This is a genomic window from Sphingomonas sp., from assembly GCF_965248875.1.
In the GTDB taxonomy this organism is placed as follows: domain Bacteria; phylum Pseudomonadota; class Alphaproteobacteria; order Sphingomonadales; family Sphingomonadaceae; genus Sphingomonas.
Map to the genome: position 1 here is coordinate 1 of NZ_CBDFKR010000008.1, position 25909 is coordinate 25909.

Here is a 25909-nt window from a genome sequence, read left to right on the forward strand (position 1 = left end):
CCCGCCCGCATAAACCCCGTCGGCACCGCTGCGATCGACCGTCAGCGCCGCCGCATCGACGCTCACCACCCGCGCAAACCGCCGCCGCCCCGCCATCGGCACGCGGCAGCGCCGGTCGCCCAGCTCGGCCCGGCACGCGGCGAGGTCTCTTCCACCACCGGCCGCTGCAGCGCCGCGCTCGCGCCCCTGAGTTCAGCGGTGAACGCGCCGTCGGTCACCGACACCGCGCCCAGCCGCCCTTCGCCTAGCGCGACGCGGCCGGGCGTGCCCGTCCAGTCGACCGCGAACAACACCACCCGTGCCCCGTCCCAGCGCCCCGCCAGCAGGTCCGCCTCGCCGATCGCCGCCGCGCTCAGCGCGCCCGCGACCTCCATCGTGTCGCCGTCGAGCCCCAGCGTCCGCTTCACCGCCGACGGCGTCATCCCCGGCGCGGCGCGATGCAGCAGCCCGTCGACGACCAGGTCGCGGTCATGCCCGGTCAGCCCGATCGTCACCCCGTCCCGCCGCTCCACCCGCCAGCAAAAGGCGAGCGTCGTCAGCTCATGCGAAAGCATGTCCATCTGTGATCTCCAGCCTTTCCCGCGGGCGGGAGAGGGACAGCCGCTAGCGGCGGCGGGATGAGGGATAAGTGCGGAACGGCCGCGGGTGATACTACTTGGCGCCTGATTGCTGCGGGTCGGCACCCGTCCGCCAAGTCTCTTTTCTCCCGCAAGCGGGAGACGAAGGAATTATCCCTCCCGCACCTCCACCAACGGCACGCTCGCCGCTTCCCCCGCGAGGTACGTCGCGCGGCTCACCGTCAGCAGGTCGTCTGCGAACCGCACCGGCACGTCGAAGCCGAAGCTCGCGGTCACCGCGGCCCCCGCTGCGGGCGCGGCGTCGAGCAGCACGAACCCGCCCGCCTCGACCGCGAACGCGGTCGTCGCCGTGCCCGCGACCTTGACCGACACGCTTCCCGCCACCGGTCGCGTGATCCGCCGCGTCATCGCCCCGTACCAGCGCTGGAGCGCGAACCGCCGGGTCGCGCCGTTGCCGGTCCCCAGCAGCTCGTCGGTCGCGTTCGCGTCGAACGGATCGCGCAGGCGAAACGCCCGCGCCGGTCCCATCCGCGCGCGGAAGAACGCCAGCAGCGTCTGGATGTCGGCTTCGCTGCGCACCCCCGGCCCGACATCGTAGCGCGTCCGCGCCGCCGCCCAGTTCGCCTGCCGCTGCTCCGCCCCGCCGCTCCCCGCAACGATCGCAGTGGAGAAGGCAGGCGCCACCTCCGCCGCCCTCCCCAGCGCCAGCGGGAACAGCACGTCGTCGAACGCGTCCATCTCATCGTCTCCCGCCCAGTAGATTAGCCCGTCGCGCAGCACCTGCGGCAGCGCCCACAGGAACACCGCCGCCACCCCCCGCGCCCGCGCGCGTTCCGCCGCGTCGACGATCGCCCGCCATTCGGCCGCATCCCCGGGCGAAGCGACAAAGCCGCTCAGATAATGCTGCCGCGCCGCCGGATAGCTTAGCCGCGCCTTGATCGCCGCGAGTCCGGTGGCGCTCGCCGCCACATCGCCGGTGGCGGCCCAGTCATAGTCCTCGACCTGCAGCACATCAAACGCCGGGTACGCCCAGCCCAGCGGCAGGTTCGCCCGCCGCAGCTCTCGCGCGGCCAGGTCGAGCACCGTTGGCAGATAGGCGAGCAGGTGCGTCACGCACCCCGGCGCTGCGATCTTGACCGCCGAGACCAGCGCCGCCGTCGCACCCGCAAGGCAGGCCCCCGCCGCATCCAGCGTCGCCAGCTGCGCCCCGCTCAGCGTCCCCCGCACATCGGGAATCGCCACCGGCGCGAACGCCGCCACCGCGCTCGCATCATACAGGCAGGGGCTGCCGTCGTCCCTCGTCCACCACCACGGCTCGCCCGCCTGGAACTTCGGCGGCAGCTCTGCGGCGATCGTGATCGCCATGAAGGCCGCCGCGACCGTCTGCAGATACCCCATTGCCGTCGCGTTCGCCGGCGACAGCAAAGCCGACGGCGGCGTATAGCCTGTCTGCGCCGCCGACCCGTCCGCCGCCCGCTGCTTCCACGCCGCCGGGCAATGCTGGTCGAGCAGCTCGAAGGACAGCGACCAGATCACGTCGAAGCCGAGCTGTCGCGCCCGCGCCGCAAAGTCCCGATGCCACGCCGCGCACGCGACATTGAGCGCGCCGCCAACGGCCGTCGCCGACCCTGCCGACAGGCGGAAGTAATGGCTCATCCCGACATAGTGGTCGATCGCGCCGCGATAGCCGAGCTGCAGCACGTTGCGCAGCAGCCGCGCGGGCGTCAGGTGATAGCTGTCGTCATAGCCGTTCGCGATGCAAAGCCCATGCGGCGGCACCACCACGTCGCCAATCGCCAGCACCGCGCCCGGCCCGTCGCAGACGATGTTGGTCAGCTCGGCCCACCCTTCCGCCGGGCTGGCTAGCGCCGCGGCGCTCCCCGGCACATAGCCCGGCGGCGCCAGCGACACGAACAGCCGGTCGACATCGCCCATCCATACCGGCGGCCCGCCGCTCCCGAACCCGTAGCGCACATCGGCGAAGTCGAGGCTGATAGCCGCGTCCTCGCCCGTCCCCGCCGCATAGTTCCACAGCCGCACATAGGCGGTGAACGCCTCGCCGGTCTCGTCGCGCCCCTCGACCGTCAGCACCGCGCCGTCGATCGCATCGAGCGGCACGACGCCGCCGGAACGCCAGCGGAACGACAGCCGGCACCCGCGGAAATCGCGCGACGTCTCATATGCCAGCAGCGGATGATCGAAGCGATCGACCGCTTCCCAGATCAGCCCGATCAGATCGCCCGCATTGTAGAACACCGCATCGACCCGCAGCGCATCGGCCGCGCCAAGAGCAATCGGGGTGGTGACCGCCGCCATCGCCGGTCGCGGGAAGTTGACCGTCCAGAACCGCGGATCGAACCGGGACACAAAGTCGCTCGCCTGCTCGTGCCGAGCGGCGGTGAGGCAATAAGGCATGCTCAAAAATCCTTCCCTGCAAGGGGAGGGGTGCCGCCGCGCGTCGGCGCGGGGGTGAAAGGGTGTCACCGCTCGTGCGAGACCCTCTACCGAAGGCTCCACCTCTCCGTCGGGCTCCGCCGGCCACCTCCCCTGCAGGGGGAGGAGTCAAGCTTATTCCGCCAACGCCGCGCGCACCGCGCGCGCCACCTGCCGGCTCGACTGGCGCAGCGCCTCGCCGCTTTCGCCCGCGCCGGCGTTCACCGTGATGCTCACCCGCACGTCGCGCTCGCCGCCCGCCGCGCCGACCTCGATCCGCCCGGCCCCGTTCGGCACGAACAACTCCGGCCCGCGCTCGCCGATCAGATAGGGCCGCCCGGCCGTCACCGGCCCGCCCGTCGCGCGTCCTGGCAGCCCGCTGACCACGCTCGCCAGCGTTTCTGCGAGCCCACCCGACTTGCTCCCGATCAAGGCGGCGAGTCCGCTCTTCAACCCCGCCGCCGCAATCGCGTCGAGCGAGCGCACCGCCGCCGTTTTGAGATCGTCGAACCCCAGCTTGCCGATCCTGACGGCGCGCAGCAGCGACGTCTCGATCGACCGCCCGGCCGTGTCCGCCCCCGCGCCCAGCCCGCCCTCCAAGACGCTACGCATCGCGCTCACGTCCGCCGCGAACCCGCGGGTATCCAGCCTGACGCCGCCCAGCAGCGTGTCCAGGTCATCCACAGCTTTTCTCCAATTCGCATAATCCCACCCTTGTCACCGGCGCGTCACCGGCAGGCGCCAGGGCGGCAATCACCGCCGCCACCTCCGCTGGCGTTGCCGCCCAGAAGGCCTCGGGCGACCAGCGGAACGCGATACCGCAAAACCCAGCGAGCCGCGCCGCCGCAGCACCAAAATCCTTCCCGGGAGGAGGAGGGGGACCGTCCGGCGCAGCCGCATGGTGGAAGGGGCGGGCCGCGGGCGGTGAACCGGATGGGGAGCCCCCTCCGTCACGTGCTACGCGCGCGCCACCTCCCCGTGCCGGGGAGGAACCCACCACCACCTCACCACCCCGCCAGGATCTGCTGCAGCACCACCCGCAGCACCGGCGTCGCCGCACTCAGCCCGCGCTCAGCCACCGCCTCGCCCAGCGCCTCGCGCGTCAGCCCCGCCGGCCGGTCGCGCAGGCAGTGCCAGAACAGCGCCACCGTCTCGCCCAGCTCCAGCCGCCCCTCCGCCGCCCGCTCGACCAGCGCGAACAGCGGCCCCAGCTCGCCCTCCGCCGCCACCAGCGCCGCAAAGCTCGGGCGCAGCACCAGCATCTCCCCCGCCACCCGCAGCGACGCCTCGCCGCGATACGGATTTGCCGTGGCGGTGGAAGAAGCCGCCGCGCTCACGCCGCCACCACCGCGCCCGAGCTTTCCAGCGACAGCGTGTAGGTCCGCTCGCCGTTGAAGTCCCCGGCATAGTCCAGCCGCGTCACCAGGAACCGTCCGGTCATCGTATCGCCGCCCTCGAAGCTCAGCCGGTAATCGTCGAGCACGCCGGTCAGCGCGCTCGCCCGCAGCCGCGTCTCGGCGGCGGAGCCCGTGAACACGCCCGCCCCCGAAACGCTGACCGATCGCACGCCAGCACCTGACAGCAGCTGCCGCCAGCCGCCGGAATCCTTGCTGGTTACCACCACCGCCTCGCCATTGACCGCGAGCTGCGTCGTGCGCAGCCCCGCCACCGTCGCGAACGACGGCGTCGGCGCACCGTCGCCGACCTTCAACAGAAACGCTGAACCCTTCTCGATCATCGTCGCTCTCCCGCCAATCTTGGCCTCAGTTCGCCCTGAAGATCCGCACCGACCATTCGGCCCGGCCAATCCAGCCACCCTTCACCCGCGCCACCCGGCTCCGGGCGAGGCTCAGCCCCGCCAGCCGCCAGCCCTCGCCGCCCAAGTCGCCCGGCAGGTAGGCCATCTGCTCCTCGACCCGCCCCATCAGCAGCCGCAGCCGCGCAGGCCGCTCGCCACCGTCGCGAAAGCCGATCGCGACCGTGCCGATCCGTCCGGTCGTGAGCGCCCCGTCCCAGGCCTGCAGCACCGGATCCTCGATCACCGCGTATGGAAACCCGGCGCGATCGGGCGCGAAGTCGAACACGTGGAGCGGATCGAGCGCGGCGTTCTCCGCCAGATGCGCCATACAGCTCGCGAACAGCCACTCCGCGGCGCTCATACATGCACCTGCGTGGCCAATCGCATCACCCGGAAGGGCCGCCACAACGCCGCCACTGCGGCGGGCGGCAGCACGTCGCCGTCGCGATGCTCGAACAGATGCGCGACCAGCAGCACCATGCCCTGCGCCAGCGCTGCGGGCACCGCGGCAAGGCTCGTCGCCCGCCCCGCCATATAGCTGACCGCCAGCTGTGCCGCCCCGCCCGCGGCGGTCACCCGCACCCAGCCGTCGCCCCCCGCGTCGATGTCGACTGCATAGGCGTCTACGGGCAGCACGAGCGGCGCCGCGCCCGCCGGCAGCGCCGTCACCCCCATGATCGCGGTCACCGGCGCCGTCGCCAGCCGCTGCCACGCGGCACTCACCGCCAGCACGTCCTCGGCCTGCCGCTGGACGATGACCGTCCCGCAGAACGCCTCCGCGGTCGTCACCGCCGTCTCCGCGAGCCGGGCGAGCAACCCCGCCTCGACGCTCTCCCCCACGCGCAAATACCCCCGTGCCGCCCCGGCCAGATCGGCCAGGACGGACACCGGCACCGCCGACGCTGCCATGATCTTCTCCTAAAATCCTCCCGCTACGGGGAGGGGAACCACCCGGCGCAGCCGAGTGGTGGAGGGGGCTCGCCGCGATCGGATGCGTCCGCCACGAGCCCACACCGTCAGCTCACGACGCTGCGAACTTCATCACTTTGATCGCCTCCGCGTTGACGACGCACCCGCCGATCCGCTTGGTCGCATAGAACCCCACGAACGGCTTGTTCGAATAGGGATCGCGCAGGATTGCGGTATCGCTGCGCTCTGCGATCAGATAGCCCAGCCGGAAGTTGCCGAACGCGATCGACAGGCTGTTCGCCGCCACGTCGGGCATGTCCTCCGCCTCGACTACCGGATAGCCGAGCAGCGTGGCGGGCTGCCCCGCCGCCAGCCCCGGCTGCCAGATGAACGCGCCGTCCGAGGTCTTGAACTTGCGCAGCCGCGCCACCGTCGCGGCGTTCATGACGAAGCTCGCCCCCTGCCGGTAAGGTGCCCGCAGCGCCTGGACCAGGTCGATCAGCCGCTCCTGCGGGTTCGCCGCAAAGTCCCCCGCCGCACCCGACGCCAGGTATTGCAGCGTCCCGAACGCCCGGGTCGCATCGGCCGCCGCGCTCACCGGATTGGTGAGGAAGCCTTTGGGCCGATTGACGCCGGAGCCGGTGACGAACGCCGCCCCCTCGGCGCGCGCGAACTCGGTCGCGATCTCGTCCGCCAGCCACGCCTCGACGTCGAACGCCGCGTCGTCCAGCATCGCCTGGCTAGCGCTCGGATTGGCGTAGAGCTCGCCCGACGGTGGCACGACCTCCTGGAACACCGGCGTCGCCGTGCCCGGCCGCGCGTCGGTCTCCGCCGCCCAGCCCGACGGCGTGCCGCCGGTGGTGACCAGCTTGCGATACCCGGCCGATCCGACCTTCACGACATTGGCGATCCGCCGGATCGGCGAGATACTTGCCAGCGCCCGGTCGATCGCCGCGTCGATCTCGCGCGGCAAGGCATAGCCGCCCGCATCGCCGGTCACGCCGGTGAACGCCTTCAGCTCCAGAGTCTGCCCGGTCCGCACGAACCCTTCGAATGCAGGCGCACCCGCCCGTTCCGATGCTCCCGCGAGCACCGGCCTGTCGATCACATCCATGTCATTGCTCCTGCTGTGATCCTCCCCGGGACGGGGAGGGAACCGCTCGCCCGCTTGGGCGAGTGGTGGAGGGGGCCCACCGCGGGCCCCGAACTCAGTTGGAAACCATCGTCACCCGCGCGCCCGGCTGCATCGGCACGGCGACCAGGCTCACCTCGACCAGACGCACGCCCAGGATCTCGCGCCGCGCACCCTGCCGCGTCGCCGTCGCGCGAAAGCCGACCGACAGCCCGTCGCCGACCCGCACGCCATCCACATCTTCCGCAAGGAAACCGGCAACCAGCAATCCGCGCTCATCCTCGCACACGGTCACGCCGCCGATCGGCGCGCCACGGTGATTGCGCAGCAACGGCACCGATACGGCGCCGGCAAAGGCGCCCGCGCGAAACACGTCGCCGCTGCGGTCCACCCGGTCGAACAGCGCCGCATAGCCCCCGAACCGGGTCACTTGACCCAGTCCCCGAACCCCAGCCGCACCGCCAGCCCCGCGAGCAGCAGCGCCGAGACGATCCGCGTCACCCACCCCCAGGCGGCCTTCGCCAGACTGTTCAGCGCCGAGCGCTTGGCGTCGCGCCATGCCCGCAACAGCTCGCGCAGCTCGCGGACATCCTCCGCCGCGCTTGCATCCGCCAGCCCCAGCCGGGTCAGCGCACGCGTTGCGCCCAGCTCGCCCGCCTCCTCCGCGATCGCGCGTAGCGTCACCAGATCGGTTCCCTCGCGCGCGCCCTGCCCGAGCAGCTGCGCCAGCACCGCCCCCGCCGGTAACGCCGACGATCCGACATCACTCATCGCTTGGCTCCCCTATTCCGAGCATTGCGCGCTTCTCCTCGCGCGTCAGGAAGTCCGCGGCGGTGATGCTGCCCCACAGCCGCTCGCGGTCCTCGCTCAGCGCCGGCACCTGGTTGAGGTCGACCGCCAGCGCGGCATCCGCAAACCACCCGCCCAGCGCCTGCGCCAATCCGCTCAGGATCATCCCCGCCAGCGGCAGCACCGTCAGCCGCCACAACGCCCGGTTCGCCTCGCGATAATTGGCATGCGTTGAATCCCCTGGCAGCCCGAGCAGCATCGGCGGCACTCCGAAAGCCAGCGCGATCTCGCGCGCCGCCGCCGCCTTCAGCTCGATGAAGTCCATGTCGGCGGGCGTCAGCGACAGCGCCTGCCAGCGCAGCCCGCCTTCCAGCAGCATCGGCCGCCCCGCTTGCGCCGCCCCCGCAAATCCCTGTTCCATCTCGGTTCGCAGCCGCGCGAACTGCTCGGGGCTGAGCGTCGAACCGTCACCCGGCTCATACACCAGCGCCCCCGACGGCCGCGCGGCATTGTCGAGCAGCGCACGATTCCAGGCGCCTGCCGCATTGTGCCCCGCGATCGCGGTCGCCGCCGCGGGCAGGCAGCCCATGCCGTAATGATCGTCGAGCGGATTGATCGCCTTCAGATGCACCACCTCCGGCCGCGGCCCGTCGGCGCTCAGGCGGGTCACCCGCGAACCGACCCGGTACAGATACGCCGCCGGCCAGCCGCTCGCGTCGCACGCCGCCGTCACGCGCTCGGGCCGCAGCGCATACAGCGCCGCCACCCCGTCCTCCGCATCGCGCAGCAGCTGCACGAAGGCGTTGCCGTGCAGCATCAACTGCGTCGACACCGTCTCCAGCAAGGCCTGCCCGCCGGCCGCGCCGTGCACCAGCGCGCCGAGCGCCGGGTCGGACGCGAGCAGCGGCGCGCTCCCCACGGCCTCCGCCACCAGCCTTACCGCGCGCTGCGCCACCGGGTTGCGGCCATAGCCGTCGCGCACCTGCGTCTCGTAGGACGGGGGCCACGCCCCCGCCGCATAAGACGCCGTTGAAGAAAGAGCCGGACGCGCCCCAGAATGCTCTGGCGCACGCCCGGCCCTGCGGCCGAACAGTTTCATGTCAGTCTCCTTCTCGCCTTCTGCCGCCTGCGGGAGAGGGACGGCCGTCACGGGCGGTAGGGTCCGGCCCGGTTGCGGGACGCCGGCCGGCGGCCGCGCTCACACCACCCGCACCGCCGCCTCGCCCTGCCGCCCGCCCAGGCACAGCTCCGTCAGCGCCCAGACCAGCGCGTCCGCGCGATCCGGCGAGCGGCCCGGCCCGGCATAGACGCCGCCCACAACCATCCCGCACAATTCGTCGCACAGTTCCGGGAACGCCCCCGCGTGACGCACCTGCTCACGTTCGTACAGGTGCGCGACCGGCTCCGCACGCGCCAGCTTGCCGCGGCTGGCATGGACCAGCTTGACCGGCAGCCCCGCGTCGGCGCCGCGCAACACGTGCGTCACCATGTCACCCCCTTGGTTCGCCTCCGCCACCACCCGGTCGGCGCCGGCCCGCGCCGCGCAGCCGGCCACCGCCCGCGCCCAGCCGCCCGGCGATGCGCCCTGAACGCTCGCATCCTCCAGCACCCAGGCGATGCCGTCCGCATCCACCCCCGCTGCAACGATGCCGCATGCGTCACCGCCCGTGCTCGCCGGCGGGTCCACCGCGACGATCACCCGCCGCAGCACCGGCACGTCCGCGTCCACGCACCGGTCCAGCATGGCGCGCGTCCACAGCGCGCCCTCATGATCCTCCAGCAGCTCGCCATCCAGCTCCTGCCGCCCCAGCCGCGTGCCGCCATAATCCGCCTCGAGCGCCGCAACGACGCTGCCCGGCAAGTACAGGTTGTCGTGCGTCGACCCGCGCGTCTGCACGCAGTCGGGCAGCGCCATCACCCGGCGCACCAGCGCGGTGGGCCGCGGCGTTGTCGTCACCACCACCTGCGGGTGCGTGCCCAGCCGCAGCCCCATCATCAGATTGTCCCACGCGGCATTGCCATAGCGCCATTTGGCCAGCTCGTCGCACCACGCATAATGATGCTGCGGCCCGCGCAGCTTGTCGGGCGCGGCGGCCGAGTAGATCGTCGCAATCGATCCATTGGTGAATCGCAGCTCGCCATTGTCCCGCAGCCACTGCGGGCGTTCGGCGCTCGCCGCCAAGTTCAGCAGCCCGCTTTCGCCCTCCACCATCACCGCGCGCGCCTCGTCCAGCGACGCCGCGAGCAGCGCGATCCGCAGCTTCGGCGTCGCCCGGGCCTGCGCGACGACCCACGCCGCGCCGCTGTGGGTCTTGCCGAACCCGCGCCCGCCGCGCAGCAGCCAGACGCGCCAGGCGCCGTCGGGCGGCGCCTGACCCGGCATCGCCCAGCCGCGCCAGTCGAGCAGCAGGCCGCGGCGTTGCGCAGGCGTCAGGCGCATCACCGCCTTCATGCGCAAGTCGGCCGGCAAGCGCGCATAGCCCAGGACCAGCTCCCGCCGGGTCATGACGTGCCCAGCTTGGCGGCGAGCGTATTCAGCCGCTTCATCAGCGCCTCGTCGATCTCCTCGGGTGTCGCGACGCATGCGGCGACATAACGGCGCGGCAGCGTGCGCGAGAGGTCAGCTTGCAGTTTCAGCGTCTTCATCGCCAGCTCGGCATCGAACGGCGCAGGCGTCCGCTCGGTACGCTCGTCGCCGGGATGATCCTCGGACTGCACCTGCCCCAGCTGGATGGCGATCAGCTCCTCATGGAGCCGCTCGGTCCCCTCCGCCAGGGCGCGCTCCCACAGCGCCGCAAATTCGGGATCGCGATTCTTCAGCTCGCGGGCGCCGCGAACGGTCAGACCCGCCGCCGCCGCGGACCGCTTCACGTTGCAGCTGTTCGCCAGCTCATCCAGGAAAACGGCTCGCGCCTTCGCCGTCCAGCGCGGCGGCGTGCGCCGCTGCAACCCGCATCGCGCGTTCGTGATTGCCACCCTCGCTCCTCCCCAAACGCAAAGGAGCCGCCGTGCCCCGCAGCACGACGGCTCCCCTCCCCACCAACAGCCAGGCCGCCGCCTACCGGCAGCATCCCGCCGGACGCCTCAAACACCGCCCGGCCCGGACAGCAGATCGGGCCGCCTCGAGGCCGAACCCCGAGCGCCGCGGCTCGACTCGCAATTCCTGACTGTTCCTGATATGTACTCGAACAGCGTCACGCTGTCAAGCGTAAAGTGCCAGATGGGTTAGTGACGGGTCCGGAAAGGGTATATGGGGCTGTGCGGCGGAGAAAGCGTCGGGCGTCGGAGACCGACCGATCGGCCCGGCTGCGGACCTGAACGGACTATCCCCCAAAGCCGACGCCCGGTCATCGGTGTTGACGCTGTCGTCCCATCGGCTATTCCCGATGCATGGACGTTGAGGACGGACTGGCGGCACTGGCGGCGCTCGCGCATCCCACGCGACTGGAGGCATTCCGCCTGCTGGTCCGGCACGAGCCGGATGGGCTGTCGACCGGCGAGCTGGTGGATGCGACGGGCCTTACCCAGAGCACCTTCTCCACCCACCTCGCCGTGCTCGCCAGGGCCGGACTCGTCGGCGCGGAGAAGCGCGGACGTCACATGATCCAGCGCGCGCGCATGGAGCGGCTGCGCGACCTCATGCTCTTCCTTGCCAGGGACTGCTGCCAGGGGCGCGCGGAGCTTTGCGCGCCGCTCGTCGCCGAACTCTCCTGCTGCTGACCGGAGCCGCCCCATGCCGATCGACGTCGTGATCTACCACAATCCGGACTGCGGCACGTCGCGCAACGCGCTGGCGATGATCCGCAACGCCGGGATCGAGCCGCACGTCGTCGAGTATCTGAAGACGCCGCCATCGCGCGCCATGCTCGTCCAGCTGATCGAGCGCGCCGGGCTGACCCCGCGGCAGCTGCTCCGCGAGAAGGGCACGCCATACGCTGACCTCGGGCTGGATAACGAAGCGATCAGCGATGACGCGCTGATCGACGCGATGATCGCCCACCCCATCCTGATCAACCGCCCGCTCGTCGTAACGCCCGTCGGTGTCCGGCTCTGCCGCCCGTCGGAAGCGACGCTCGACATCCTTCCCGACCGCAGCGCGGCGCCTTCGCCAAGGAGGACGGCGAGCGGGTGATCGACGCCTCCGGCGCGCGCGTCATCGCCGCGTGATCCGCCGCTCGCTTCTCGCCGAGGCGCTCGGCAGTCTGATCCTCTTCGCGACCGTAATCGGCTCGGGCATCATGGCCGAGCGACTGGCCGGCGGGAATGTCGCCATCGCGCTGCTCGGCAACACGCTCCCGACCGGCGCCATCCTGTTCGTGCTCGTGACGATGCTCGGCCCCATATCGGGCGCGCATCTCAATCCCGCCGTCACGCTGGTCATGCGGCTGCGCGGCCACGTCGGCACCACCGTGGCGATCGGCTACATGATCGCCCAGCTTGCCGGCGGCATGCTGGGCGTGTGGGTCGCGCACGTCATGTTCGACGTGCCGGCCCTCCAGCTGTCGACCCACGCCCGCGGCGGGTTAGGCCAGCTGACCGGGGAAGCGGTCGTCACTTTCGGCCTCCTCGTCACCATCCTCGGCACGACGCGGGTCCGCCCGAGCGCCACGCCCGCCACCGTCGCCCTGTTCATCACCGCCGCCTGCTGGTTCACCTCGTCCACCAGCTTCGCCAACCCGGCGATCACGATCGCGCGGTCGCTGAGCGACAGCTTCTCCGGCATCGCGCCCGCGTCCGTCCCGGCGTTCGTCGCAGCCCAGCTCGTCGGCGCCGTCCTGGCGCACCTGATCGCGGACGCGGTGTTCACGCCGCAGACCGCGGACGCGCGATGATGGCTCGCCTGGGCGCATGAGAATATCAACGACGCATAAGCACCCGTACGCAGCCAGTAAGTATTTCGGATATTGGTACAGAACCAGATGGGGCCCGCTTTCAGTCGATCCTTCTCCACGTCAACCCGTTGATCGTGTGACCATCGTCCATAATCCGCCATTCGACCTGAGCGTGCTCATGATCGGCCACAAAGACACGCCAGGGCCCTTCTTGGCGGACGAACCGCAGCCCGATATGCCGGCCGAACGCGGCAATTATCGCACTTACCTGCGCTCGCTTGCTATCGGCGATACGCTTCAATTCCGCGGAAAAGCGCAAATCTCTTGGGTAGGCGGCGCTCAACCAGTAGGGCTCGATCGTCATGTCGAGCAGCACGTGGCTGACTGCTGCGCCATCTGGAATTTGAGGTACGAAGCGGATCGATTGATCGTCGATACGCCGCGCGTTCAGCGAAGATTTTGCCCACCTCTTGCCGCTCGCGACCAGGATTGATGTACTAAGGTAGAAACGTCTTTGTCGACGCACATCCCGCACGCTGATCCGTCGAAGCGCGATCACGGTGCAGCAGCCGCCAGTCGCCGGTCCGCGAAATCGGCTCCCGACTCCGACCACGCGCGTCGCTTCACTGAGGGGCGCCAGCTGCAGTGGCCGCGTGTATGAGAAACGCCCAACCGCGTTGAAACACCCTGGCCGGGTCGCGCAGGGCTAGGGTCAATGTTGCGAGTCTGACCGCAACGACGCGGTGCCGGCATGCTGGGAGGCGCCGGGGCGGGCGATGCTGCCCGGGGAAGGGTCACGTGCACCGTGACCCGGACCGGTCAGTGCGTTTCTTACCCGCGTGACAGGCGCCGCCGGTTGGCGGCGACCTTGGCGCGATAGTGCCGCAGTGCTTTCTGGGTGCCGGACAGCGGCGTCAGGCTCATGCCGTCGGCAAAGAGGCTGGCCTGTAGCTCCGCCGCGGCCTTGATCTTCTCCGCAACCATCAGGGTTGCCTCGCGACCACCTGGATCACCGCCAAGCGCGAGCTTGGTCATCCTCAACGCCATGACGGTCGATGCCTCCGCCCCCAGCATCCAGGCGTCCATTCCCGCTCGTAGCCATGCGTTGTAGGTACGAAAGTACATGGTCGGCGTGCGTACAGTCGATCGGCCGCCGTGTCGAACCTGGGCCGTCGGATAATGCCACGGCAATGGGTGCCATGAGCGCAGCGACCGTAATCGCGATGGCCGAGCGAACCGCGCGCACCTTGCGAGCCACGACCGCTCGCGAACGAGGCGCGCGCCATCATCTATACGTCGTCCTGCTGCACGATCCGCGCGTGCCACCACGATGGGGGCTTTATGTCGGTCAGACCTCGCGCGACCCTGATTGGCGGTTCGACCAGCACAAGGCCGGCTACAAGGCCTCCGGCGCGGTGAGGCGGTTCGGCGTGCAGTTGCTCCCGCACGTGGTCGAGCACGTGAACCCGCTTCGCCAATGGGAGTCGATCGACCTTGAAGCCGCGCTTGCAGAAGCATTCCGTCAGGCTGGCGTGGCGTGGGTCGAGGGCGGCCACTAGCCGATTGTCCCACATCGGACGTCAAGAGCATCGAGGTTACAGCTCGGCGCGACGCGTCGCACTGCTCGGTCCCTGAGCGCTACCCGAATTGCGCTACCCAATCGCGCTATCGCAACTTGGAGCTGCGGCTGCAGAGACCCAACTGCAGATGTCCAGCGCGCCTCAGCACGTCTCCTGAAGCAGCCTTTCGTTCGTCACGGTCCGACGGCCGGCTGGAACAACGACGCAAATCGGGATTGACGGTACATCAGCCGAACCGTTGAACCCCCTACAAGGTGGTAGCTGCGCCTTTTACGACCTCGGGAATGGGGTGAAGGGATCGAGTGCGGTAGCCGTTTTGCGTCGACCAGCGTTGGGCACACATGCCCGATAACAACCAGATCCGTGGTGCTGACGTTCATGTCGAGCAGACGGTTGAGCAGCTTGGTCGCCTCTACGAGGATCACGACCAGCGTACCTCGCCGGTTCAGCGTCTCGCGAACCGCCTGACCGCTGTTCTCGGTAGGCCCTGGTCACTGCTGGTGATAGCGGGGTCCGTGATCATCTGGACCGCCGGCAACTACGCGGCACGGCTTTCGGGGTCGATTGCCCTGGAGGAGTTCCCCTTTCCCGACCTGGGATTTGTCGCAACGATTGCCGCTCTGCTGGTCGCGCTGCTGATACTCACTACGCAGCGCCACCAAGATGATATCGCCGATAGGCGAGCCAGGCTGACACTGCAGATCGCCACATTGAGCGAGAAGAAGATCGCAAAAATTATCGACCTGCTCGAGGAACAGCGGCGTGACAATCCGCTGTTGCCCATCCGGGAGGACGAAGTGGCCACTTCGATGGCCCGACCAGTCGACCCGAACGGCGAACTCAACGCGGGCAACGATGCATGACCGATCGGCCGCCTCTCGCGCGGCGGTCGTCACTTTCATGTGGCGCGCCGCGCATCTTGGGTACGATCATGCCGCCCACAACCCACCGCCGGTCCTGCCCGATGGCCGCATCGTCGTTCTACCGATCGACTGGGTGAAGGCGCCTCGCCGCCAAGCGTTGAAGACGACGGGGCACCCGCCCCAGCCAGCCGCAGAGCCGCGTAGTTCATCCCCAAAGGCGCTGTGCGTGCAAGCGCTGCCATTGTGTGGGCGGCTGCGATTGCGCCGATTCACAAGGGATCGATGGCGGCATTGTGCAGCTGTTCCGGTGCGATCCTATACGGGAGGGGGAGAACCCTGCTCATGACCAGCGATACTACATTTCTGTCGGCGATCCACGTCGTCACGCGCGGTGTGGAAATAGTCGGCACGGCGATCATCGTCGTCGGCGCGCTGACGGCACTCCTGCGCTTCCTGCTCGGGCTGCAAAGCTCAACCGACCGCGGTCGGGCGGTTGGCGATTTCCGCTCCGGCCTTGGCCGGGCGATCCTGCTCGGGCTGGAGTTCCTGGTTGCTGCCGACATCATCAACACTGTCGCCGTGCAGCCGACCCTGGCCAGCTTGGCGGTGCTCGCCGGCATCGTGTTGATCCGGACATTTCTGAGCTTTTCGCTCGAGGTAGAGATCGAAGGGCGTTGGCCCTGGCAGAAAGTAGGATCCGGCTCCTCGCACGAAAGCGGCAGAACGGACGGGCCGCCGGGCTGACGCCGCCCGATAGGCGTGAACACCTGTTCACATGCAGCCTGATCTCGCCTGCTCAAGCGGCCGTCCGAGGACGTCGGCGTTACGGGGCCGGAACCGCCTGAGCGGCCCCGGCCCGCACTGATCAGCCGCGGTCGGCGGTGTAGGACCGGTAGCGGGTACCCCCGACACCGGCCTCCCGGCTGCCGTAGATGACGCCTGCGTCCGCTTCGTCTCCCGGGGCCGGATGGTTCCAGCCTTCCGAGCGCCACTGGCGCGAACGTTCGTCGAGGTCGATCGAGCTCGCATCCTCCAGCGCAGCCACCGCCTCAGACGCGTTGTCGTCTGCGACGGTCGCAGTCAGCAGGAACCCGCCGCGGCGGATGCCCTCCTCATAGGTGTGGCGATCATCGCGCGTGACGAACGCACCCTTGATGCTAGCCCAGAGACCCTGGTCGTTCGCGGTCGAATAGTCGCCGGTCGTCTGGTGGGTGGTGTTGTCATGGACGGCGACGCTGCTGGCGTCGACGCCGGCCTGGCGGAGCCGCTCGGCGCCTGCATCGGCATCGGCGCGGGTGTCAAACAGGGCGGTGATAGTGCGTGACATCTGAAGGTCCTTTTCTGTGAAGGTTAGCGCTGGGTGACGACAAGTTCGGTGCGGCGGTTCTCCGCACGGCCCGAGGCCGTGGCGTTGGTGTCGACCGGGTCGTGGTCGCCGCCGCTGGCGGTGTCGATCCGGCCAGCGTCGATGCCGTGGGCGACAAGCGTTGCCTTGACGCTGTCGGCGCGCGCTTTGCCGAGGGCGAGGTTGCTGGATTCCGAGCCGCGGGTGTCGGCGTAGCCGGCAATGCGGATGCGCGCGCTCGGGTACGTCTTCAGCGTCGCGGCGACTGCCTCCACATCGGCCCGGTCGACCGCGCGGATGTCGCTCCTCGCCGTGTCGAAGTTGAGCTTGTCAAACGTGAACGTCTGCGGCGTCGGCTGCGAGCCGGCCAGGAAGTCGCCCAGACCGGCGGTGCCCGCGATGGCGGTGGACCGCGGCGCGGTCGGGGTTTCCGCCACGACCGTATTGCTGGTCGTCGTCGTGGTGGTCTCGGTCGCCTCGTGCCGGTCGCAGCGGCTCAGTGCGAAGATAGCGGCCAGGACGCCTAGCCCCAGCAGCAGCCAAGCCAGCCAGTTGGTCGCCTTCTTCTCGATGTGGATCTCGCGTGGTGGCGCGCCGTCGGTACGTTTGCCGTCGTTGTCGGCCATGCCGGTTCTCCTGAAGCGGGGATGATGGTTGTTCTGAACGGGCGATCGCCCGCGTTTCGCTGGCGAAGCAGCGCGAGGACGCCGGTCCCGATGAGGGGGCCGGCGCATCCGCGCCGCCTCGTCAGCCCCGGCTCACCGCACCGCACCGCGACGCACGAGGTTTACGATCGCGAGCAGCACGATCGCGCCGAGCAGCGACAGGAGGATCGATGGCAGGCTGATCACCCCGCTCGTGATCGGAACGCCGCCGATCAGCGGAGTGAGCAGGAAGCCGGCGAGCATCGCGCCGACGACTCCGATCACGATGTTGAGGAAGATGCCGGTGTTGTCGCGCATGATCATGCTGGCGACCCAGCCGATCAGGCCGCCGACGACGAGAAGGATAATGAGACCCATGAAGCCCTCCGGACCCAGACTCGCGCGGCGCCATGCCGTCGCTCCCGACTAGGTTGGACGCATCAACCCCCAATACTAGCGGTCGTTCACCGGGCCGGCTGCGGGTCGGCATGGGGCGTGGTGCCGTTGTCACGAGGCAATTGGTAGTTTCGCCTCCCGGCGTTGAGGAACAACTGGAGCGGCAGGGCCTTCTTATCTCATGGCAGACCAGCATACGCACCAGCTCCACTCGCCGACGCTGCGGCATCTAGAACAGCTCATCGCCGGATTGACGGCGGGCGTGATTCTCGTCGATCCCGTCGGTTCGATCATCGGCGCCAACGACGCGGCGCTGCGGATGCACGGCGTCGGCAAGGCACAGGAACTGGGCGCGACAGCCGACGACTACTGCCAGCGCTTCTGCCTGCGCTTGCGCGACGGGCGGCGGCTGAAGGCTCGAGAGTATCCGATCATGCGGATGCTGGCCGGCGAGAGCTTCCCCGACCTAGTGGTTGAAGTCGCACCGATCGGCGACAACGAGCCGCGCTGGACGCACGAGGTCCACGACGTCGTCATGGACGAGGATGGCGGCGACCCCGACTGTCTGGCGCTCGTTGTCCAGGATGTGTCGGAGCGCTATGATGCCGAGGCGCGGTTTGAGGCGATGTTCCAGGCCAACCCTGCGCCTGCGGTCATCATGCGGCTTTCTGACCAGCGGTTCGTCCGGGTCAACGCCGGGTTCGCGGAGCTGTGCGGGTGCCCGCGTGACGCCATCGAAGGGCGGCACCTGCGCGACTTCGACATCCTCGCCCGCACGCAGCGCGGCGCGGAGGTCGCCAGTCGACTGGCGGAAGGCGCCACCATCCCGCAGGTCGAGGCCGAGCTGCCCCTGCCCGATGGTACGCGCCATCTTGTCATCCTCGCTGGTCAGCCGATCGAGGTTGCCGAGCAGAAGTGCATGCTGTTCACGTTTGCCGACCTGGAGCCGCGCCGGACGGCGGAGACCGCGCTTCGCGCCAGCGAACACCGGTCGACTACGATGTTCCGGTTGGCGCCGGTGGCGATGGCGGTCACGTCCGCCGGTGAGCACCGGCTGGTCGAAGTCAACGAGGCGTTCTCGCGTTTGGTCGGTAGAAGCGGGCACGAGCTCGTCGGGCGGACCGTCGACGATTTCCAGCTGTGGAACGACTCCGTCCAACGCCAAGCCGTGGAGGAAGAGATCGTCCGCCGGGGCGGTGTGCGCACCTGCGATGTGCGCGTCCTGCCCAAGGAGGGCGTGCCGATTGACTGCCTGGTCTCGGCCGAGGCGATCGACGTGCGTGGCGACCGGTGCGTGCTGTGGCTCTACCAGGACGTGACCGCCCGTCGGCACAGCGAGCTTGAACTCGTTGACGCGATCGAGGCTGTGATGAAGGACGCGAGCTGGTTCAGCCGCTCCATCATGGACAAGCTCGCAACGCTGCGCGGCGATGGCGGCTCTGTCGCCTCGCCCTCCTCCGTTGAGCTCAGCCCCCGCGAGCGCGAGGTGCTGGAGCTGATCTGCGACGGCCTGGACGACAAGGCTATTGCGGACCGGCTGGGTCTTACGCCGAACACCGTGCGCAACCACGTATCGCGCCTCTACGGCAGGATCCGGGTCAACCGCCGCAGCGCCGCGGTGATCTGGGCACGCGAGCGCGGCATCGGGGGCCGACTGCGCGAGCGTGGCTGACCGCTCACGACGCGATGGTCGGCAGTGCTCGTTGCCTCATCAGCGCCGGTCTTACCCGACGGATCGTCTTGCAGCTGAAATATGAGCGTGGACGGGCGATAATCGAGAGCCTTGGGTCATAGGGCCAATTGCTGTTCAAGCTGATCGAGGATTACATAGCACGGCAGCACCTGGGCGACCGAGCTGTTCGGCTCTCTTCCTTCGCGAATGGCGGCAACGAACTCGCGGTCCTGCAGCTCGATGCCGTTGGCCGAGGCCGCGCCGCCGGTCAGGTCGACCGGCTCCTCCCTCCCCGTGACCAGATCGTCATAGCGGGCGATCCAGGTGCCGTTGTCGCAGATGTAGCGGAAGAAGGTGCCCAGCGGGCCGTCATTGTTAAACGATAGCGACAGCGTGCAGATTGCTCCGCTCTGCGCCTTCAGCTGGATCGACATGTCCATCGCGATGCCGAGCTCGGGGTGGATCGGACCCTCGATCGCATTGGCCGCGACGATCGGCCCCGCCTGATAGGCGAACAGGTCGACGGTATGCGCGGCGTGGTGCCACAACAGGTGGTCGGTCCACGACCGCGCCTCGCCCTTGGCGTTCATGTTCTGGCGGCGGAAGAAATAGGTCTGGACGTCCATCTGCTGGACGCTCGCTTCGCCGGTGGCAAACTTGGCGTGCAGATACTGGTGGCTCGGGTTGAAGCGGCGGGTGTGGCCGACCATGCAGGTGAGGCCGGTCGCCTGTTGCTTGGCCAGCACCGCCTCGGCGTCGGCGAGGCTGTCGGCGAGCGGAATCTCGACCTGGACGTGCTTGCCCGCGTTCATGCACTGGATCGCCTGCGCGGCGTGCATCTGCGTCGGGGTGCACAGGATGACCGCATCGACGTCCTGCGCCAGCGCCTCGGCGAGGTCGGTGCAGGCGTGGCCGATGCCGTATTTCGCCGCGATCGCCTGGGTCGGCTCGAGCCGGCGGCCGACCAGCGACACCACCTCGACGCCATCGATCAGCTTGAGGCCGTCGAGGTGCTTTTCTCCGAACGCGCCGGGACCGGCGAGGGCGATCTTCATGTCTTCTTCTCCCCCCTCCCGCGTGCGGGAGGGGCTGGGGGTGGGCGCCCGATCATCGCGGGCAGGATCGTTGGGGGTCGGTCGAGTCCACCCCCGACCCCTCCCGCGGCCGGGAGGGGAGAAGGTTACACCGGTTCGAGCACCAGATGCCCGACCGCGGTGTTGCTCGCCGGCACGTGGTAGTGGCGATGCAGCGCGCGCGTCGCCTTGCCGAGCGCGCCGCGCATGATCAGCCACATCACCATCTCGATCCCCTCGCTGCCGGTCTCGCGGAGGTACTCGATGTGCGGGATGCGCCGCAGCCGGTCGTCGTCGCCAATCAGCCCGTCGAGAAAGTCGTTGTCCCACACCGGGTTGATCAGCCCGGCGCGGGGCCCTTGGAGCTGGTGGCTCATCCCGCCCGTCCCCCACACCTGGACGTTCAGCTCCTCCGGGAAACTAGCGACCGCCCGCGCGATCGCCTCGCCCAGCGCCCAGCAGCGGTTGCCCGACGGCGGCGGATAAGTGACGACGTTGACCGCCAGCGGGATCACCCGGCACGGCCATGCCTCGCGCTGGCCGAACATCATCGACAGCGGCACGGTCAGGCCGTGGTCGACGTCCATCTCGTTGATGATCGTCATGTCGAACTCGTCGACGATCAGGCTCTGCGCGATGTGCCAGGCGAGGTCAGGGTGACCGATGACGGTCGGCACCGGGCGCGGGCCCCAGCCCTCGTCGGCGGGCTGGAACTCGTCGGCGCAGCCGATCGCGAAGGTCGGGATGATGCGCATGTCGAACGCGGAGGCATGGTCGTTATAGACCAGGATGACGACGTCGGGCTTCGCTTCCGCTTCCCAGCGCCGGGTCCAGTCGAAGCCGGCGAAGGCGGGCGCCCAATAGGCTTCGTCGGTCTTGCCGAGGTCGATCGCGGCACCCAGCGCGGGGATGTGGCTGCACGCGACGCCGGCGGTGATGCGCGCCATTATGTCTTGTCCCTGATCGAGCGCAGCCCCTCGGGCGAGCGGCCGCCGGCGACCATCATCGCCTGATAATCCTCGACGCTCATGCCCGTCATCGTCGACACCGCCTGGAGGAAGCTGAGGCCGTCGGTGGAGAAGACTTTGGCAAGGAAATAGATGTTGCCGCCAAGGTCGAGCAGCCGGTTATAGTCGCGCCCCAGCACCGCCTCGCGCTGGTCGTCGGTCAGCTTCCAATCGGCGAGGTATGCCGCTTCGTCCGCCTTCCACCGCTCGCGGTTCGCGGGCTTCATCAGGCTCATCGCAAACTGGTTGAGGTGATACCCCTCGCGTGCCCGGCGTGCCGTGTAGACGCGGGTGCCGGGGATGTCGTCGAACTCGGCAAGATAGGCGTGGATGTCCTTGTCGGCGGTCACGCGACCTCCTCGGGCCAATAGAGCCGCATCGGGTTGTCGACGAGGAGGGCCTGTCGCACCGCCGGCGTCGGCGCGAGGCGCGGGATCATGTCGACCAGCCAGCCGTCGTCGGGCATGTGGCCGACCATGTTGAGGTTGGGGTGCGGCCAGTCGGTGCCCCACAGGACGCGGTCGGGGAAGCGCTCGACCACCGTGCGCGCGAACGGCACGAAATCGTCGTAGGTCGGCGGACCCGACTTCGACAAACGCTCCGGGCACGTCACCTTGCACCAGATATTGTCGCGCTCCATGAAGCGCAGGAATGGCGCGAATTCGGGGCCGTCGGGGGATCTGGTCAGGTCGGGGCGGCCCATATGGTCGACCACCACGATCGTCGGCAGCGAGGTGAAGAAGTCCCATTTCTCGGCGAGGTCGGCGGCTTCGAAATACACCACGACGTGCCAGCCGAGCGCGGCGATCCGTTCGACGATACCGTGGTAATAGGTGTCGGGCCTGGGTTCGACGAGCCGCTTGACGTAGTTGAAGCGCACCCCGCGCACCCCGGCCGCGTGCAGCGCCGCCAGCTCGCCATCGGTGATGCCCGCATCGACCGTCGCGACCCCCCGCGCGCGCCCGCCGGATTGCTCCAGCGCATCGACCATCGCGCGGTTGTCGGTGCCGTGGCAGGTCGCCTGGACGACGACGTTGCGGCTGAAGCCGAGGAAGTCGCGCAACGCGAACAGCTGCGCCGCGCCTGCATCGCACGGCGTGTACTTGCGCTCGGGCGCGTAGGGGAAGCGGTCGCCGGGGCCGAATACATGGCAATGCGCATCGACCGCGCCGGAGGGCGGGGTAAAGGCGGGCCGGGTCGGCGTCGGATGGAAGGGCAGCCAGCCGGCGTCCATGGTGAAGCCGCTCACCGCCCCTGCGCCTTCAACATAGCATCCAGCCGCGGGAATACCCGTCGCGCATTGCCCTCGAAGATCGCATGCTTCGCCGCCGCATCGACCGGCAGCGCGTCGACATAGCGTTTGGTGTCGTCGAAATGATGCCCGGTCTCGGGATCGATTCCCCGCACCGCGCCGACCATCTCGCTGCCGAACAGGATATTCCTGCTGTCGATCACCTGCGCGAGCAGATCGATGCCGGGCTGATGATAGACGCAGGTGTCGAAGAACACGTTCGCCATCACGTGCTGCGCCAGTGCGGGCTGTTTCAGCATGTCGGCCAAGCCACGATAGCGTCCCCAATGATAGGGCACCGCGCCGCCGCCATGCGGGATGATAAAGCGCAACTGCGGGAAGTCGCCGAACAGATCGCCCTGGATCAGCTGCATGAACGCGATCGTGTCCGCCGCGATGTAGAAGGCGCCGGTCGCGTGCAGCGCGGGGTTGCACGATCCCGACACGTGGATCATCGCCGGCACGTCCAGCTCGACCATCTTCTCGTAGAAGGGGTACCAATAGCGGTCGGTCAGTGCCGGAAAGGCGAAGTGACCGCCGCCCGGATCGGGATTGAGGTTGCAGCCCACGAAGCCCAGATCGGTCACGCACCGCTCCAGCTCGGCGATCGAGCCGGTCAGGTCGGCCCTCGGGCTCTGCGGCACCATGCACACACCCGCGAACGTGTCGGGATACAGGGAGCATACCCGCGCGATCAGGTCGTTGGACGCCCGCGCCCAGCCGATCGACACGCCCTCGTCGCCCAGATGATGCCCCATGGTCGAGGCGCGCGGCGAGAAGATGGTTAGGTCCGCGCCGCGCTCGGTCAGCAGGCGCAACTGATTGGCCTCGATCGTCGCGCGGATCTCGTCATCGGCGATGGCGGGATAGGCGGGAGGCGGCGCGCCGGCGCGCCACGCCGCCAATTGCGCGTCGCGCCAAGCGTCGTGCTGCGGCGGGGCCGTGGTGTAGTGGCCGTGGCAGTCGATCACGAGCGTCATGCCGCCGCCCTCGACATATCCCGCACCCGCGCGATCTTCGCCGCCAGTCCCACCGGCACGGCGCCGCCGGGCCGGCCGACCGCCGCCTGCACGTCCGCCGTAGCAAGCGAGAGCGTCGACCCGCTGCCGAGCGCCTCCAGCGTCGCAACCACTTCGTGCATCTCCGCCGCGCGGCGGGTGCCGTGCCGCATCACGCGGTCGAGATGATGGTCGAAGCGACGCGCCCAATCGGCGCCCGGCCAGCTCGTGTCGAGCGAGGCGATCACCTCCGGCAGCACGCCCGCGGCATTGGCGGCCAGCGTGCATTCGACGCTCAGCGCTTCAATCCCCTTGACCATTACCGATCGGATCATCTTGATCGCCGCCGCCGTGCCGACATCCTCGGCAATTGCGCGGACGTTGCCGAAGCCGATCCGGCGCAGCGCCGCCGCGCCTGCCTCGGCCTGCCCGCCCGCGACCAGCAACGGCACCCCGCTTCGCGCGGGCAGCACCGGGGCCATGACGGCGACGTCGAGGTAGCGGCCACCGACCGCGGTAATCACCTGCTGCGCCGCGCGCTTGGTGTCGGGTGCGACGCTGTTCATGTCCGCCCACCATGCGCCGGACGCCAGATGAGCAGCGGCATCCCGCGCCGCGGCCAGGGCCTGGTCGGCGGTCACCAGCGAAAGGACGATGTCCGCGCCATCCAGCGCTGCTGCCAGCGTGCCGCAACGCTCGATCCCCGACCGCGCAAAATCGTCCCGCTTGACCCGATCGCTCCTGACATCGAAGCCGCGCGCACCCGGCGGCGCCAGCGCCATGCCGGCCTCACCGACACCGATGATCGCGATATTCCGGTCCATCCTGCCGAAATGGGTAGGCAGGCCCCGCCGCTGCCGCCAATCGGATAACGCCGGCGGCTATTCGCTTTCCGGAACTCTGGTGATGGCGGCGGCCTCCCTGATCAGGGACAGCAGCCGTGCCTGGGCGGCGGTCGGACGCCAGCCGCTGCGGGTGGTGACGCCGATCGTGCGCAGTCCCTGCGCGACCGGGCCGCCGATCCGCGTCAGCACTCCGCCGGTCAGCTCCAGCGCGACCTGATCCGGGGAGAGCAGGGTAAGCAGGTCGCTGTCGGCGAGCACGCCGCGGATCACCATCACTGACCCGCACTCGATCGGCGCGCGCGGCCGGTCGTGGTGGGCGAACAGCTGCTGCCAGCGCGCCCTCAGCGGTGACCCTGCCGGTCCGACGATCCAGGCTTGGTGGGCGAGCGCATCCACATCGGCGCGCTCGCCGGCCAACGGATGGCCGGCGCGCCCGACGACCGCCAGCCGATCGTCGAACAGCGGGTGCTGATCCAGTCCGGACAGGTCCTCGTCGCGCAGCGCACCGACCATCAGATCGATCAATCCGTCCCGCAACGGGTCGACCAGGTCGCGCCACGATCCTTCCACCACACTGACCGGCGCCGACGGCTCGCCGGCGATGAACCGCGCCACTGCATGGGGCACGACCAGCGCCCGCGACAAGGGCAGGGCACCGATCGCGATCGGCTGCACCGCGTCGCGATCGCCCGAGGCGCTGGTGATGCCCGCGGCGATCTCCAGCGCCGCCAGCCGCACACCGCGTGCGACGCGTCGTCCGGCCTCGGTCAGCACCATGCCGCGGCCGCGACGCAGCGCCAGCGCGGCGCCGCAGATATGTTCCAGGTCGCGCACCGCGCGGTGGATGGCGGGCTGGCTGAGCGCACCGCCCGCCGCCGCGCCCGCGAAACTGCCCGCATCGGCAAACCGCAGCAGCGCGTCGAGCTGGGTCGCGGTGACGCGATGCTCCGGCCGGCCGACACCGCGACCGGTGCGCCCGACGCGCAAGCCCTCGGCCAACCGCGCAAACGCGAGCGTGCAACGCTCCGCCATCGCCGTCCCCGCTGCGGTCGGGGTCATGCCGTCGGGTTGACGGTCGAACAACGCCATGCCCAGCTGCTGTTCCAGCTTGCGCAGGCCCTGGGTCAGCGCCGGCTGCGACAACCCGACGACCGCCGCGGCAGCGCTGACGGTGCCGCTCGTCACCACCGTCGACAGCGCGCGCAGATGGCGCAGGTTGAGATCGTAGGGAGCCGGGATCATGGGGCACAGATAGCAAAAGCTTATGGGCTTGCGAGACATTCGATTAGCCGGATGCCGCCCCGTTGGCGCACGGCATCGGCGATGAGCGCGATGACGACCGGCCGGGTGGTAAAAACGATCGACCGGGCGGACGCCGGGGTGGTGGACGCGCTGGGCGCCTGTGGCGTCGCGACGGCACACGAGGCGCAAGGGCGCACCGGCCTGCTCGCCAGCGCGCTGCGTCCGATCTACGCCGGCGCGCGGCTGGCCGGATCGGCGGTCACCATCTCGGCGCCGCCCGGCGACAACTGGATGGTCCACGTCGCGATCGAGCAACTGCGCCCTGGCGACATTCTGGTCCTGGCGCCGACCTCGCCGTGCGGCGACGGCTATTTCGGCGATCTGCTCGCGACGTCGGCGATGGCGCGGGGCTGCCGGGGTCTGGTGATCGATGCCGGCGTCCGCGACGTCCGCGACCTGACGCGGATGCGATTCCCTGTCTG

33 protein-coding genes and 1 pseudogene are annotated in these 25909 nt (G+C 69.3%); 8 read left to right on the forward strand and 26 right to left on the reverse strand.

Annotated features, from left to right (window positions below; all coding sequences use genetic code 11):
• Positions 1-62 precede the first annotated feature (62 nt).
• The 14 genes from ACP2AD_RS06250 to ACP2AD_RS06315 all read right to left on the reverse strand — a co-directional run bounded on the left by ACP2AD_RS06250 (position 63) and on the right by ACP2AD_RS06315 (position 10615).
• A complete protein-coding gene (locus tag ACP2AD_RS06250; RefSeq protein WP_425229231.1) occupies positions 63-560 on the reverse strand; it encodes a DUF2163 domain-containing protein in 498 nt (165 codons plus the stop codon).
• 168 nt (positions 561-728) lie between these two features.
• On the reverse strand, positions 729-2993 hold the full coding sequence (locus tag ACP2AD_RS06255) for a DUF2460 domain-containing protein (protein WP_425229232.1): 2265 nt from the start codon (positions 2991-2993) through the stop codon (positions 729-731).
• Between the two features lie 153 nt (positions 2994-3146).
• Positions 3147-3695: a tail tape measure protein gene (locus ACP2AD_RS06260; protein ID WP_425229233.1), complete on the reverse strand. Its 549-nt coding sequence runs from the start codon at positions 3693-3695 to the stop codon at positions 3147-3149.
• Entirely contained in the window at positions 3688-4071 is a 384-nt protein-coding gene (locus ACP2AD_RS06265; RefSeq protein WP_425229234.1) for a phage tail assembly chaperone, read from the reverse strand. Before ACP2AD_RS06265 ends, ACP2AD_RS06260 begins: the two co-directional genes overlap by 8 nt.
• Positions 4016-4348, reverse strand: coding sequence for a gene transfer agent family protein (locus ACP2AD_RS06270; RefSeq protein WP_425229235.1), 333 nt, complete (start codon positions 4346-4348; stop codon positions 4016-4018). Before ACP2AD_RS06270 ends, ACP2AD_RS06265 begins: the two co-directional genes overlap by 56 nt.
• Positions 4345-4749, reverse strand: a complete 405-nt coding sequence (locus ACP2AD_RS06275) for a phage major tail protein, TP901-1 family (RefSeq protein WP_425229236.1) — start codon at positions 4747-4749, stop codon at positions 4345-4347. The genes ACP2AD_RS06270 and ACP2AD_RS06275 overlap by 4 nt, the downstream gene beginning before the upstream one ends.
• Positions 4750-4774: 25 nt before the next feature.
• A complete protein-coding gene (locus ACP2AD_RS06280; protein WP_425229237.1) occupies positions 4775-5170 on the reverse strand; it encodes a hypothetical protein in 396 nt (131 codons plus the stop codon).
• On the reverse strand, positions 5167-5718 hold the full coding sequence (locus ACP2AD_RS06285) for a head-tail connector protein (protein WP_425229238.1): 552 nt from the start codon (positions 5716-5718) through the stop codon (positions 5167-5169). Before ACP2AD_RS06285 ends, ACP2AD_RS06280 begins: the two co-directional genes overlap by 4 nt.
• A 112-nt stretch (positions 5719-5830) precedes the next feature.
• On the reverse strand, positions 5831-6832 hold the full coding sequence (locus ACP2AD_RS06290; RefSeq protein WP_425229239.1) for a phage major capsid protein: 1002 nt from the start codon (positions 6830-6832) through the stop codon (positions 5831-5833).
• 94 nt (positions 6833-6926) lie between these two features.
• Positions 6927-7280 carry an HK97 family phage prohead protease gene (locus ACP2AD_RS06295; RefSeq protein WP_425229240.1) on the reverse strand — a complete coding sequence of 118 codons (354 nt, stop codon included), beginning with the start codon at positions 7278-7280 and terminating at the stop codon, positions 6927-6929.
• Positions 7277-7621, reverse strand: coding sequence for a DUF6127 family protein (locus ACP2AD_RS06300; RefSeq protein ID WP_425229241.1), 345 nt, complete (start codon positions 7619-7621; stop codon positions 7277-7279). The genes ACP2AD_RS06295 and ACP2AD_RS06300 overlap by 4 nt, the downstream gene beginning before the upstream one ends.
• Entirely contained in the window at positions 7614-8738 is a 1125-nt protein-coding gene (locus ACP2AD_RS06305) for a phage portal protein (RefSeq protein ID WP_425229242.1), read from the reverse strand. The genes ACP2AD_RS06300 and ACP2AD_RS06305 overlap by 8 nt, the downstream gene beginning before the upstream one ends.
• A 99-nt stretch (positions 8739-8837) precedes the next feature.
• On the reverse strand, positions 8838-10145 hold the full coding sequence (locus ACP2AD_RS06310; protein WP_425229243.1) for a DNA-packaging protein: 1308 nt from the start codon (positions 10143-10145) through the stop codon (positions 8838-8840).
• Positions 10142-10615 carry a hypothetical protein gene (locus tag ACP2AD_RS06315; protein WP_425229244.1) on the reverse strand — a complete coding sequence of 158 codons (474 nt, stop codon included), beginning with the start codon at positions 10613-10615 and terminating at the stop codon, positions 10142-10144. The genes ACP2AD_RS06310 and ACP2AD_RS06315 overlap by 4 nt, the downstream gene beginning before the upstream one ends.
• Before the next feature lie 414 nt (positions 10616-11029).
• Here ACP2AD_RS06315 and ACP2AD_RS06320 point away from each other — a divergent pair, with 414 nt between their 5' ends.
• The 3 genes and pseudogenes from ACP2AD_RS06320 (at position 11030) to ACP2AD_RS06330 (ending at position 12471) form a co-directional block, all read left to right on the forward strand.
• A complete protein-coding gene (locus ACP2AD_RS06320; RefSeq protein WP_425229245.1) occupies positions 11030-11359 on the forward strand; it encodes an ArsR/SmtB family transcription factor in 330 nt (109 codons plus the stop codon).
• Positions 11360-11372: 13 nt separating this feature from the next.
• Positions 11373-11806 (forward strand): annotated as a pseudogene (arsC, locus tag ACP2AD_RS06325) (arsenate reductase (glutaredoxin)).
• On the forward strand, positions 11803-12471 hold the full coding sequence (locus ACP2AD_RS06330; protein WP_425229246.1) for an aquaporin: 669 nt from the start codon (positions 11803-11805) through the stop codon (positions 12469-12471). Before arsC ends, ACP2AD_RS06330 begins: the two are co-directional and overlap by 4 nt.
• A gap of 100 nt (positions 12472-12571) precedes the next feature.
• On the opposite strand, the gene ACP2AD_RS06335 is transcribed toward ACP2AD_RS06330, so the two are convergent.
• Together ACP2AD_RS06335 and ACP2AD_RS06340 are read right to left on the reverse strand one after the other, a co-directional pair.
• Positions 12572-13030 (reverse strand): hypothetical protein, encoded by a 459-nt coding sequence (locus ACP2AD_RS06335; RefSeq protein ID WP_425229247.1) that lies wholly within the window; start codon positions 13028-13030, stop codon positions 12572-12574.
• Positions 13031-13302: 272 nt separating this feature from the next.
• Positions 13303-13557, reverse strand: a complete 255-nt coding sequence (locus ACP2AD_RS06340) for a hypothetical protein (protein WP_425229248.1) — start codon at positions 13555-13557, stop codon at positions 13303-13305.
• A gap of 113 nt (positions 13558-13670) precedes the next feature.
• Between ACP2AD_RS06340 and ACP2AD_RS06345 the strand changes: the two genes are divergently transcribed.
• The 3 genes from ACP2AD_RS06345 to ACP2AD_RS06355 all read left to right on the forward strand — a co-directional run bounded on the left by ACP2AD_RS06345 (position 13671) and on the right by ACP2AD_RS06355 (position 15658).
• Positions 13671-14030: a GIY-YIG nuclease family protein gene (locus ACP2AD_RS06345; protein ID WP_425229249.1), complete on the forward strand. Its 360-nt coding sequence runs from the start codon at positions 13671-13673 to the stop codon at positions 14028-14030.
• A 362-nt stretch (positions 14031-14392) separates the two neighbouring features.
• The gene (locus ACP2AD_RS06350; RefSeq protein WP_425229250.1) at positions 14393-14914 is read left to right on the forward strand and encodes a DUF1003 domain-containing protein; all 522 of its coding nucleotides are present in this window, start codon (positions 14393-14395) and stop codon (positions 14912-14914) included.
• Positions 14915-15256: 342 nt separating this feature from the next.
• The gene (locus tag ACP2AD_RS06355) at positions 15257-15658 is read left to right on the forward strand and encodes a DUF1622 domain-containing protein (RefSeq protein ID WP_425229251.1); all 402 of its coding nucleotides are present in this window, start codon (positions 15257-15259) and stop codon (positions 15656-15658) included.
• Positions 15659-15779: 121 nt separating this feature from the next.
• Here ACP2AD_RS06355 and ACP2AD_RS06360 read toward each other — a convergent pair whose 3' ends face one another.
• The 3 genes from ACP2AD_RS06360 to ACP2AD_RS06370 all read right to left on the reverse strand — a co-directional run bounded on the left by ACP2AD_RS06360 (position 15780) and on the right by ACP2AD_RS06370 (position 17281).
• On the reverse strand, positions 15780-16241 hold the full coding sequence (locus tag ACP2AD_RS06360) for a hypothetical protein (protein WP_425229252.1): 462 nt from the start codon (positions 16239-16241) through the stop codon (positions 15780-15782).
• Between the two features lie 23 nt (positions 16242-16264).
• Positions 16265-16885, reverse strand: a complete 621-nt coding sequence (locus ACP2AD_RS06365) for an OmpA family protein (RefSeq protein ID WP_425229253.1) — start codon at positions 16883-16885, stop codon at positions 16265-16267.
• 132 nt (positions 16886-17017) lie between these two features.
• Positions 17018-17281, reverse strand: coding sequence for a GlsB/YeaQ/YmgE family stress response membrane protein (locus tag ACP2AD_RS06370; RefSeq protein ID WP_425229254.1), 264 nt, complete (start codon positions 17279-17281; stop codon positions 17018-17020).
• A gap of 199 nt (positions 17282-17480) precedes the next feature.
• Between ACP2AD_RS06370 and ACP2AD_RS06375 the strand changes: the two genes are divergently transcribed.
• Positions 17481-18971, forward strand: coding sequence for a PAS domain S-box protein (locus ACP2AD_RS06375; protein ID WP_425229255.1), 1491 nt, complete (start codon positions 17481-17483; stop codon positions 18969-18971).
• A gap of 116 nt (positions 18972-19087) precedes the next feature.
• On the opposite strand, the gene ACP2AD_RS06380 is transcribed toward ACP2AD_RS06375, so the two are convergent.
• The 7 genes from ACP2AD_RS06380 to ACP2AD_RS06410 all read right to left on the reverse strand — a co-directional run bounded on the left by ACP2AD_RS06380 (position 19088) and on the right by ACP2AD_RS06410 (position 25427).
• Positions 19088-20026 carry a Gfo/Idh/MocA family oxidoreductase gene (locus ACP2AD_RS06380; RefSeq protein WP_425229256.1) on the reverse strand — a complete coding sequence of 313 codons (939 nt, stop codon included), beginning with the start codon at positions 20024-20026 and terminating at the stop codon, positions 19088-19090.
• A gap of 125 nt (positions 20027-20151) precedes the next feature.
• Positions 20152-20991, reverse strand: a complete 840-nt coding sequence (locus tag ACP2AD_RS06385) for a class III extradiol dioxygenase subunit beta (protein ID WP_425229257.1) — start codon at positions 20989-20991, stop codon at positions 20152-20154.
• Positions 20991-21401, reverse strand: coding sequence for a protocatechuate 4,5-dioxygenase subunit alpha (gene ligA, locus ACP2AD_RS06390; RefSeq protein WP_425229258.1), 411 nt, complete (start codon positions 21399-21401; stop codon positions 20991-20993). The genes ACP2AD_RS06385 and ligA overlap by 1 nt, the downstream gene beginning before the upstream one ends.
• Positions 21398-22285 (reverse strand): amidohydrolase family protein, encoded by an 888-nt coding sequence (locus ACP2AD_RS06395; RefSeq protein WP_425229262.1) that lies wholly within the window; start codon positions 22283-22285, stop codon positions 21398-21400. Before ACP2AD_RS06395 ends, ligA begins: the two co-directional genes overlap by 4 nt.
• 11 nt (positions 22286-22296) lie before the next feature.
• Entirely contained in the window at positions 22297-23322 is a 1026-nt protein-coding gene (locus ACP2AD_RS06400; protein ID WP_425229259.1) for an amidohydrolase family protein, read from the reverse strand.
• Positions 23319-24164 (reverse strand): DUF1932 domain-containing protein, encoded by an 846-nt coding sequence (locus ACP2AD_RS06405; RefSeq protein WP_425229260.1) that lies wholly within the window; start codon positions 24162-24164, stop codon positions 23319-23321. Before ACP2AD_RS06405 ends, ACP2AD_RS06400 begins: the two co-directional genes overlap by 4 nt.
• A gap of 57 nt (positions 24165-24221) precedes the next feature.
• Positions 24222-25427: a LysR family transcriptional regulator gene (locus ACP2AD_RS06410; protein WP_425229261.1), complete on the reverse strand. Its 1206-nt coding sequence runs from the start codon at positions 25425-25427 to the stop codon at positions 24222-24224.
• Between the two features lie 90 nt (positions 25428-25517).
• On the opposite strand from ACP2AD_RS06410, the gene ACP2AD_RS06415 reads away from it, so the two are divergent.
• Positions 25518-25909, forward strand: a 392-nt coding sequence (locus tag ACP2AD_RS06415) for a 4-carboxy-4-hydroxy-2-oxoadipate aldolase/oxaloacetate decarboxylase (protein WP_425229263.1), incomplete at its 3' end; no start/stop codon positions are given.

Bases quoted from the DNA above. Each gene is read 5' to 3' on its own strand.
- ACP2AD_RS06250 (WP_425229231.1), bottom strand. From the start codon at position 560: ATGGACATGCTTTCGCATGAGCTGACGACGCTCGCCTTTTGCTGGCGG.
- ACP2AD_RS06255 (WP_425229232.1), bottom strand. From the start codon at position 2,993: ATGCCTTATTGCCTCACCGCCGCTCGGCACGAGCAGGCGAGCGACTTT.
- ACP2AD_RS06275 (WP_425229236.1), bottom strand. From the start codon at position 4,749: ATGATCGAGAAGGGTTCAGCGTTTCTGTTGAAGGTCGGCGACGGTGCG.
- ACP2AD_RS06280 (WP_425229237.1), bottom strand. From the start codon at position 5,170: ATGAGCGCCGCGGAGTGGCTGTTCGCGAGCTGTATGGCGCATCTGGCG.
- ACP2AD_RS06285 (WP_425229238.1), bottom strand. From the start codon at position 5,718: ATGGCAGCGTCGGCGGTGCCGGTGTCCGTCCTGGCCGATCTGGCCGGG.
- ACP2AD_RS06290 (WP_425229239.1), bottom strand. From the start codon at position 6,832: ATGGATGTGATCGACAGGCCGGTGCTCGCGGGAGCATCGGAACGGGCG.
- ACP2AD_RS06300 (WP_425229241.1), bottom strand. From the start codon at position 7,621: ATGAGTGATGTCGGATCGTCGGCGTTACCGGCGGGGGCGGTGCTGGCG.
- ACP2AD_RS06305 (WP_425229242.1), bottom strand. From the start codon at position 8,738: ATGAAACTGTTCGGCCGCAGGGCCGGGCGTGCGCCAGAGCATTCTGGG.
- ACP2AD_RS06310 (WP_425229243.1), bottom strand. From the start codon at position 10,145: ATGACCCGGCGGGAGCTGGTCCTGGGCTATGCGCGCTTGCCGGCCGAC.
- ACP2AD_RS06320 (WP_425229245.1), top strand. From the start codon at position 11,030: ATGGACGTTGAGGACGGACTGGCGGCACTGGCGGCGCTCGCGCATCCC.
- ACP2AD_RS06340 (WP_425229248.1), bottom strand. From the start codon at position 13,557: ATGGACGCCTGGATGCTGGGGGCGGAGGCATCGACCGTCATGGCGTTG.
- ACP2AD_RS06345 (WP_425229249.1), top strand. From the start codon at position 13,671: ATGAGCGCAGCGACCGTAATCGCGATGGCCGAGCGAACCGCGCGCACC.
- ACP2AD_RS06350 (WP_425229250.1), top strand. From the start codon at position 14,393: ATGCCCGATAACAACCAGATCCGTGGTGCTGACGTTCATGTCGAGCAG.
- ACP2AD_RS06355 (WP_425229251.1), top strand. From the start codon at position 15,257: ATGACCAGCGATACTACATTTCTGTCGGCGATCCACGTCGTCACGCGC.
- ACP2AD_RS06360 (WP_425229252.1), bottom strand. From the start codon at position 16,241: ATGTCACGCACTATCACCGCCCTGTTTGACACCCGCGCCGATGCCGAT.
- ACP2AD_RS06365 (WP_425229253.1), bottom strand. From the start codon at position 16,885: ATGGCCGACAACGACGGCAAACGTACCGACGGCGCGCCACCACGCGAG.
- ACP2AD_RS06370 (WP_425229254.1), bottom strand. From the start codon at position 17,281: ATGGGTCTCATTATCCTTCTCGTCGTCGGCGGCCTGATCGGCTGGGTC.
- ACP2AD_RS06375 (WP_425229255.1), top strand. From the start codon at position 17,481: ATGGCAGACCAGCATACGCACCAGCTCCACTCGCCGACGCTGCGGCAT.
- ACP2AD_RS06380 (WP_425229256.1), bottom strand. From the start codon at position 20,026: ATGAAGATCGCCCTCGCCGGTCCCGGCGCGTTCGGAGAAAAGCACCTC.
- ACP2AD_RS06385 (WP_425229257.1), bottom strand. From the start codon at position 20,991: ATGGCGCGCATCACCGCCGGCGTCGCGTGCAGCCACATCCCCGCGCTG.
- ACP2AD_RS06395 (WP_425229262.1), bottom strand. From the start codon at position 22,285: ATGGACGCCGGCTGGCTGCCCTTCCATCCGACGCCGACCCGGCCCGCC.
- ACP2AD_RS06400 (WP_425229259.1), bottom strand. From the start codon at position 23,322: ATGACGCTCGTGATCGACTGCCACGGCCACTACACCACGGCCCCGCCG.
- ACP2AD_RS06405 (WP_425229260.1), bottom strand. From the start codon at position 24,164: ATGGACCGGAATATCGCGATCATCGGTGTCGGTGAGGCCGGCATGGCG.
- ACP2AD_RS06410 (WP_425229261.1), bottom strand. From the start codon at position 25,427: ATGATCCCGGCTCCCTACGATCTCAACCTGCGCCATCTGCGCGCGCTG.